Source organism: Stenotrophomonas sp. 3diitr2024 (genome assembly GCF_042136455.1).
Taxonomy (GTDB): Bacteria; Pseudomonadota; Gammaproteobacteria; order Xanthomonadales; family Xanthomonadaceae; genus Stenotrophomonas; species Stenotrophomonas sepilia.
In genome coordinates, this window is the sequence record NZ_JBHHMJ010000181.1 from 1 (window position 1) to 8,549 (window position 8,549).

General features: G+C 66.8%; 5 protein-coding genes and 1 pseudogene. 5 read left to right on the plus strand and 1 reads right to left on the minus strand.

Annotated elements, in window-relative coordinates:
- Window positions 1-248 precede the first annotated feature (248 nt).
- From ABGA94_RS04280 to lpdA, 5 genes are all read left to right on the plus strand, one after another.
- A complete protein-coding gene (locus ABGA94_RS04280; protein WP_119706102.1) occupies window positions 249-1,661 on the plus strand; it encodes a cupin domain-containing protein in 1,413 nt (470 codons plus the stop codon).
- 9 nt (window positions 1,662-1,670) lie between these two features.
- Window positions 1,671-2,567 carry a GNAT family N-acetyltransferase gene (locus ABGA94_RS04285; RefSeq protein ID WP_111174699.1) on the plus strand — a complete coding sequence of 299 codons (897 nt, stop codon included), beginning with the start codon at window positions 1,671-1,673 and terminating at the stop codon, window positions 2,565-2,567.
- A 186-nt stretch (window positions 2,568-2,753) separates the two neighbouring features.
- Window positions 2,754-5,585: a 2-oxoglutarate dehydrogenase E1 component gene (locus ABGA94_RS04290; protein ID WP_188239260.1), complete on the plus strand. Its 2,832-nt coding sequence runs from the start codon at window positions 2,754-2,756 to the stop codon at window positions 5,583-5,585.
- A 40-nt stretch (window positions 5,586-5,625) separates the two neighbouring features.
- Window positions 5,626-6,825: a dihydrolipoyllysine-residue succinyltransferase gene (gene sucB, locus ABGA94_RS04295; protein WP_053499860.1), complete on the plus strand. Its 1,200-nt coding sequence runs from the start codon at window positions 5,626-5,628 to the stop codon at window positions 6,823-6,825.
- A 63-nt stretch (window positions 6,826-6,888) separates the two neighbouring features.
- Entirely contained in the window at window positions 6,889-8,325 is a 1,437-nt protein-coding gene (gene lpdA / locus ABGA94_RS04300) for a dihydrolipoyl dehydrogenase (RefSeq protein WP_005417523.1), read from the plus strand.
- A 106-nt stretch (window positions 8,326-8,431) separates the two neighbouring features.
- Here lpdA and ABGA94_RS04305 read toward each other — a convergent pair.
- A pseudogene (locus tag ABGA94_RS04305) lies at window positions 8,432-8,549 on the minus strand (dihydrolipoyl dehydrogenase); the annotation flags it as partial.

Consider the following 8,549-nt stretch of genomic DNA (forward strand, 5'->3'; position numbering starts at 1 on the left):
GTCCGCCGCATGGATGCGGCGGCCAAGCTTACAGGGACGTACTTGCAGCGTCCCCCGCGCAGCCCACCCGCCCGGCCAAGCGCGGCTTTTGCTTGTGAACCCGTCCCCGCCACGAGGGGCTCCGCCGTTGGCCGGACACCCCGCGACAAACCACCGCACGTGCGCAATCCCCACGAACGTCGGACAATGGAGACCTTGGCGGCCCGCCACGCCGCCCCTCCCGCTTTCCGCTGCAAGGATTCCCCCCCATGGCCGCCCGCAAGTCCTCCGCCCCCCTCATCGAAGTCACCGCCCGCCCCGGCCAGCCGCTGGGCATGGCGCCGGCCACCTTCCTGCGCGACTTCTGGCAGAAACGCCCGCTGCTGATCCGCAACGCCTTCCCCAACTTCCAGACCCCGGTGCAGCCGGAAGACCTGGCCGGGCTGGCCTGCGAGGAAGGCGTGCTTGCGCGCCTGATCGAGCACGACAAGACCCAGGACGGCTGGCGCGTGCGCACCGGCCCGTTCCAGGAAGACGTGTTCCCCGCCCTGCCCGACCACGACTGGACCCTGCTGGTGCAGGACGTGGACAAGTGGGACCCGGATGTGCGCGCCCTGATCGAGCACTTCAGCTTCCTGCCGCGCTGGCGCATGGATGATGTGATGATCAGCTTCGCCGCTACCGGCGGCTCGGTCGGCGCCCATGTCGACCAGTACGACGTGTTCCTGCTGCAGGCCCACGGCCACCGCCGCTGGCAGATCGACGCCAGCGAATCGATCAAGGGCAAGCAGCCGCCGCTGGGCTTCCGCCCGGACGTGGAACTGAAGCTACTGAAGGTGTTCAAGCCGACCCACGACTGGGTGCTGGCGCCGGGCGACATGTTGTACCTGCCGCCGAACGTGCCGCACCACGGCGTCGCCGAGGATCCCTGCCTGACGTTCTCCTTCGGCATGCGCGCGCCGTCCTCGGCCGAGCTGATCAGCGACTACCTCGACACCCTGATCGCCGATGCCGACGAGAACATCCGTTACCAGGATGCCGACCTCAAGGTGCCGGCCGACCCGAACGAAATCGACACGGTGGCGATGGCGCGGGTGATCACCGCGCTCAACGCCATCCGCATGAACGACCCGGACAAGCTGGGTGACTGGTTCGGTCGCTTCATCACCACCTACCGCGCCGCCGGCGAAGTGATGGCCCACCAGGCCGCACCGGCACCGGAGGAAGTGGTCCAGGCGCTGGCCTCCGGCCTGCTGCTGCAGCGCCACCCGTGGGCACGCCTGGCCTGGCGCCGGGCCAAGCGCGGCGCCAGCCTGTACGTCAGCGGCCAGGACTTCGCGCTGCCGGTGAAGGACGCGCAGCGCCTGGCCGGCGCCGAGCAGCTCGACGCCGCCGCCTATCGCGGCCTGTCCGACAAGGGCCGCGCGGTGGTCCAGCAGCTGTTGGTCGGTGGCGTGTTCCAGCTGATCGATCCGAACGAGGTGTACGACGCTGAAGAGGAGGACGACGGCGAAGACGCCGTGGTCCTCGGCGAAGTGGTCGAAGGCCGTGACCGCGTCGACGCGATCGACGCCGACGCGGTGTCCGACGATGTCCACTCCGTGACCGTGCACGACGACGGTATCGAGGTCATCGTCAACTTCGAGGACGACGACGAAGACGACAGCACTGGCCGGGCCTGAGCCCTCACCATGATCCGGGTCCAGCAGGTCAGCCACGCCGACGCCCACGTTGCCATCCACGACGTGCGCCAACGCGTGTTCGTGCAGGAACAGGGCATCGCCGCCGAACTGGAACGCGATGCGCTGGACCCGCTCAGCGCCCATGTGCTGGCGCTGGACAGTGACAACCAGCCGGTCGGCACCGGTCGGCTGGCCCCGGACGGCCGCATCGGCCGCATGGCGGTGTTGGCCAGCCATCGCAGCCACGGGGTCGGTGAGGCCCTGCTGGAGGCACTGGTCGAGGCCGGGCGCAGGCTCGGCATGGCCGAGCTGCACCTGCACGCCCAGCTGCCCGCCCGCGATTTCTATGCCCGCCAGGGCTTCCTGCCGGAAGGCGAGGCGTTCGAGGAGGCCGGCATCGGCCACCAGCAGATGCGCCGCCGGCTGGGCGCGACCAGCGCGATCGACCGCCGCGCCGAGGCGGTGGCCATCACCACGGCCATCGTCCACCGCGCCCGCCGCCAGCTGTGGCTGCACAGCCGCCAGCTGGACCCGGGACTGCTCGACGCGGCGCCGGTGCAGGCCGCCCTGCGCCGCTTCGTCACCGCCCGCCACGACAAGCAGCTGCGGGTGATCGTGCACGATGCCGCTGCGATCGCCTCTGCCGGGGCACCGCTGCTGGCGCTGGCCCAGCGCTTGCCGAGCGTGATCCAGTTCCGCGAGGTCAGCGACCCGGTCGACCGCGCGCTGGCCTCTTCCTGCCTGCTCAACGATGCGGGCGACTTCTACTTTCGTCTGATCGGCCATCGCCTCGACGGCGAGGCCGGTATCGCGCTGCCGGCACGTTCGCAGCCGTTCGGGCAGCAATTGCAGCGCGTCTGGGACCGTTCGCGCGATTGCAGCGAACTGCGCGCGCTCGGCATCTGAGCCGGCGCCGCTGACCCAACCTGTCTGGAACCGGCACCGGCGGACGTGGGATGCCCGCAGTGGTGCCCCTTCGTGTCCCGTTGGGGGTACAATTTGGCTGTTTGAACGCGCCCGCGCAGGGCTATTCATCTTCCTGCCGGGTCCTTCTGAAGCCATACCCCACAAAGCGAATCAACACCCTCCATCGTGGACAATCAACTGAAGCAGTTTGCGCAATCTTCGCAACTCGCCGGCGGCAACGCCTCCTATGTCGAGGACCTGTACGAGCAGTACCTGGTCTCCCCGGATAGTGTCGATCCCAAATGGAAAACCTACTTCGACGGCTTCAAGGGCCGCGAAGCAGGTGACATTCCGCACTCGGCCGTCATCTCCCACATCGCGGACGCGGCCAAGGATGCGCTGAAAGCTGGCACCGGCACCGGTGCGGGCGACGAGCGCGAGCGCAATGTCGGTCGTCTGATCACCGCCTACCGCTCGCGCGGCCACCTGGACGCCCGCCTCGATCCGCTGGGCCTGGCCGCGCCGGTGAACACCCCGGACCTGGGCCTGCCGTTCCACAGCCTGTCCGATGCCGATCTCAACAGCGAGTTCAGCACCGGCGGCGTCGGCGGCCAGCCGCGCATGAAGCTGCGCGACCTGCTCGCACGCCTGAAGGCGACCTACACTGGCTCGATCGGTGCGGAGTTCATGCACATCTCCGAGGTCGAGCAACGCCAGTGGATCTACAAGAAGCTGGAAGCGGCCGGTGGCAACTACCAGCTGGACGCTGACACCCAGCGCCGCACCCTGGAGCGCCTGACCGCGGCCGAAGGCCTGGAGCGCTACCTGCACACCAAGTACGTCGGCCAGAAGCGCTTCTCGCTGGAAGGCGGCGACTCGCTGATCCCGATGATGGACACCATCATCCGCAGCGCCGGCAAGGATGGCGTCAAGGACGTGGTGATCGGCATGGCCCACCGCGGCCGCCTGAACGTGCTGGTCAACACCCTGGGCAAGAACCCGCGCAAGCTGTTCGACGAATTCGAAGGCAAGTTCGAGCACGACGAGCACGCGTCGGCCGGCGACGTGAAGTACCACATGGGCTTCTCCGCCGACGTGGCCACCGACGGTGGCCCGGTGCACCTGGCGCTGGCGTTCAACCCGTCGCACCTGGAAATCGCCGACCCGGTCGTGGCCGGTTCCGTGCGTTCGCGCCAGGAGCGCCGCAAGGACACCGCACGCAAGCAGGTCATGCCGATCCTGATCCACGGCGACGCGGCCTTCTCCGGCCAGGGCGTGGTCATGGAGCTGTTCCAGATGTCGCAGGCCCGCGGCTTCGCCGTCGGCGGCACCGTGCACATCGTGGTCAACAACCAGGTCGGCTTCACCACTTCCAACCCGCTGGATACGCGCTCCACGCGCTATGCCACCGACGTGGCGAAGATGATCGCCGCCCCGGTGCTGCACGTGAACGGCGATGATCCGGAAGCCGTCGTGTTCGCCGCGCAGCTGGCCTTCGAGTTCCGCCAGAAGTTCGCCAAGGACGTGGTCATCGACCTGATGTGCTACCGCCGTTGGGGCCACAACGAGGCCGACGAGCCGGCGATCACCCAGCCGCTGATGTACCAGGTGATCCGCAAGCACCCGACCACCCGCGAGATGTATGCCGAGCAGCTGGAAAAGGCGGGCGTGATCGCCGCCGGTGCCGGCAAGGCCATGGTCGATGCCTACCGCGAGAAGCTGGACGCCGGTGAAGTGACCACCGAGCTGGCCAAGGTCGAGAAGACTCCGCCGACCAGCCCGCTGTTCGTCGATTGGCCGAAGCTGCTGGAAGGCAAGCTGTCCGACCCGGTCTCGACCAAGGTCGAGAAGAACAAGCTGGTCGAGCTGGCCAAGCTGATCAACACCATCCCGGACGAAGTGCAGCTGCACTCGCGCGTGGCCAAGGTCTACGACGACCGCCGCAAGATGGCCGCCGGCGAGATTCCGGGCGACTGGGGCTTTGCCGAGAACCTGGCCTACGCCACCCTGCTCGACGAAGGTCACGCACTGCGCCTGGTCGGCCAGGACGTCGGCCGCGGTACGTTCACGCACCGCCACGCGATCCTGCACGACCAGAAGACCGACAACTACTACATGCCGCTGCGGCAGCTGGTGGATTCGCCGGAGAAGGCCACCGTCATCGACTCGCTGCTGAGCGAAGAAGCGGTGATGGCCTACGAGTACGGTTTCTCCACCACCGATCCGAACACGCTGTGCATCTGGGAAGGCCAGTTCGGCGACTTCGCCAACGGTGCCCAGGTGGTGATCGACCAGTTCATCGCCGCCGGTGAAGCAAAGTGGGGCCGCATTTCCGGCCTGACCCTGCTGCTGCCGCATGGCTATGAAGGACAAGGCCCGGAACACAGCTCGGCGCGCCTGGAGCGCTTCCTGCAGCTGTGCGCCCTGGAGAACATGCTGGTTGTCGTGCCGTCGACCCCGGCGCAGGCCTTCCACATGCTGCGTCGCCAGCTGCACATGACCACCCGCAAGCCGCTGGTGGTGATGTCGCCGAAGTCGCTGCTGCGCCACAAGCTGGCCGTGTCGACCCTGGACGAACTGGCCAATGGCGAGTTCCAGCACCTGATCGGCGACGCCAATGCCGATGCCAAGAAGGTCAAGCGCGTGGTGCTGTGCTCGGGCAAGGTCTACTACGACCTGCTGGAAGACCAGACCAAGCGTGGCCAGGACGACGTGGCGATCATCCGCGTGGAGCAGCTGTATCCGTTCCCGCGTGCGCTGCTGGCTGCCGAGCTGAAGAAGTACGGCAAGGCCACCGACGTGGTGTGGACGCAGGAAGAACCGCAGAACCAGGGCGCGTGGTACCAGATCCGCCACCACCTGCAGTTCTGCCTGGCCGATGGCCAGAACCTGCACTACGCCGGTCGCGCACGTTCGGCGTCGCCGGCTGCCGGTCACATGGCTGACCACGTCCGCGAGCAGCAGCAGCTGATTGCCGACGCACTGGTCAACCCGTTCAACGACACGTTCGCTGAATAATCCTCCCCCTATTTAGAAGACAAACCAGGAAGCTCCCGCAATGGCCACCGAAGTCAAAGCCCCGGTACTGCCCGAATCCGTCGCCGACGGCACCATCGCCACCTGGCACAAGAAGGTGGGCGACGCCGTCAAGCGCGACGAAAACCTGCTTGACCTGGAAACCGACAAGGTCGTGCTGGAAGTGCCGTCGCCGGTTGACGGCGTGCTGAAGGAAATCAAGTTCAAGGAAGGCGATACCGTGACCTCCAGCCAGGTCGTGGCGATCATCGAAGAAGGCGCCGTGGCTGCGGCTCCGGCCCCGGCCGCTGAAGAGAAGAAGGCTGAAGCCGCACCGGCCGCCGCTGCTCCGGCCGCAGCCGCCGCTCCGGCTCCGGCTGCCAAGTCGGCCGCCGACACCCTGCCGCCGGGCGCCCGCTTCACCGCCATCACCGAAGGCGTGAACCCGGCCGACGTCGACGGCACCGGCCGTCGTGGTGCAGTGACCAAGGAAGACATCGTCAACTTCGCCCGCAACGGCGGCGCCGGCAAGGCCGGTGGCGCGCGTCCGGAAGAGCGCGTGCCGATGACCCGCATCCGCAAGCGCATCGCCGAGCGCCTGATGGAGTCGAAGAACTCCACCGCCATGCTGACCACCTTCAACGAAGTCGACCTGTCCAAGGTGTCGGCGGCGCGCAAGGAGCTGCAGGACGAGTTCGTCAAGGCCCACGGCATCAAGCTGGGCTTCATGAGCTTCTTCGTGAAGGCCGCTGCCAACGCGCTGCAGCGCTTCCCGCTGGTCAACGCCTCGATCGACGGCGACGACATCATCTACCACGGTTACTCGGACATCTCGATCGCCGTGTCGACCGAGAAGGGCCTGGTCACGCCGGTCCTGCGCAACGTCGAGCGCATGTCGTTCGCCGACATCGAGAAGACCATCGCCGACTACGCCAAGAAGGCACGTGACGGCAAGCTGGGCCTGGAAGAACTGCAGGGCGGCACCTTCACCGTGACCAACGGCGGCACCTTCGGTTCGCTGCTGTCGACCCCGATCATCAACCCGCCGCAGAGCGCCATCCTGGGCATGCACGCCATCAAGGAGCGTCCGATCGCCCAGAACGGCCAGGTCGTGATCGCGCCGATGATGTACCTGGCGCTGTCCTACGACCACCGCATCATCGACGGCAAGGACTCGGTGCAGTTCCTGGTGGACATCAAGAACCAGCTGGAAAACCCGGGCCGCATGCTGTTCGGCCTGTAAGAAACCTCCCGCCCCTCCGCGCCTGCGCGGAGGGGTTCTGGTAATGCATCAAGGAATAATTCAATGGCTGAACAATTCGACGTCGTCGTCATCGGTGCCGGCCCGGCCGGTTACCACGCTGCCATCCGCGCGGCCCAGCTGGGCCTGAAGACCGCCTGCATCGACGCAGCGCTGGGCAAGGACGGCAAGCCGGCCCTCGGCGGCACCTGCCTGCGCGTGGGCTGCATCCCGTCCAAGGCGCTGCTCGATTCCTCGCGCCAGTTCTGGAACATGGGCCACATCTTTGGCGACCACGGCATCAGCTTCAAGGATGCCAAGATCGACGTCGAGGCGATGATTGGCCGCAAGGACAAGATCGTCAAGCAGTTCACCGGCGGCATCGGCATGCTGTTCAAGGCCAACAAGGTCGCCGCCTACTACGGCTTCGGCCAGCTGCAGCCGGGCAACGTGGTCAAGGTGAAGCAGCACGACGGTTCGGAAGTCGAGCTGAAGGGCACCAACGTCATCATCGCGGCCGGTTCGGATTCGATCGAACTGCCGTTCGCCAAGTTCGACGGCGAGACCATCGTCGACAACGTCGGCGGCCTGGACTTCACCGAAGTGCCGAACCGCCTGGCGGTGATCGGTGCCGGCGTGATCGGCCTGGAACTGGGCAGCGTGTGGAAGCGCCTGGGCGCTGAAGTCACCATCCTTGAGGCCATGCCGGAGTTCCTGGCGGCTGCCGACGCCGAAGTGGCCAAGGCCGCTGCCAAGGAATTCAAGAAGCAGGGCCTGGACATCAAGCTCAATGCCAAGGTTTCCAAGACCGAGATCACCGGCAAGGGCAAGAAGAAGGAAGTCATCGTCACCTACACTGACGCGGAAGGCGAAAAGACCCTGACCGTGGACAAGCTGCTGGTGGCCGTCGGCCGTCGCGCCGCCACCAAGGGCCTGCTGGCCGAAGGCACCGGCGTCAAGGTCAACGAGCGCGGCCAGATCGAAGTCGACGCGCACTGCCACACCGGCGTCAACGGCGTGTGGGCGGTCGGCGACTGCGTGCGCGGCCCGATGCTGGCGCACAAGGGCTTCGAGGAAGGCATCGCGGTGGCTGAGCTGATCGCCGGCCTGCCGGGCCACGTCAACTTCGACACCATCCCGTGGGTCATCTACACCGAGCCGGAACTGGCCTGGGTCGGCAAGACCGAAGCCCAGCTGAAGGCCGAGGGCATTCCGTACAAGGCCGGCAGCTTCCCGTTCGCCGCCAACGGCCGTGCCGTAGCGATGATCGAGCCGGCGGGGTTCGTGAAGATCCTGGCCCATGCCGAAACCGATCGCATCCTCGGCATGCACCTGGTTGGCGCCAACGTCTCCGAACTGGTGCACGAAGGCGTGCTGACCATGGAGTTCAGCGGCTCGGCCGATGACCTGGCCCGCATCTGCCACGCCCACCCGTCGCTGTCGGAAGTGATCCACGACGCCGCGATGGCGGTCAGCAAGCGCGCCATCCACAAAGCGAACTGATCGTCCACCTGGTAGTGCCGGCCGCTGGCCGGCTCCACGCTCACCGGCCGGTTCGTAGCGTCGAGCGTGCTCGACTCCTTCATCGATATGGATCTGCTCCGTCCGCGATGATGCGGTGGGTCTCCTCATCGAAGATCAGCTTGGTGAAGCCCTCGGTGCGACCGATGCCGATCGCGCGGCCGCTGGCGGCCCACGGGAACTTGGCCACGCCGACCTTCAGGCCC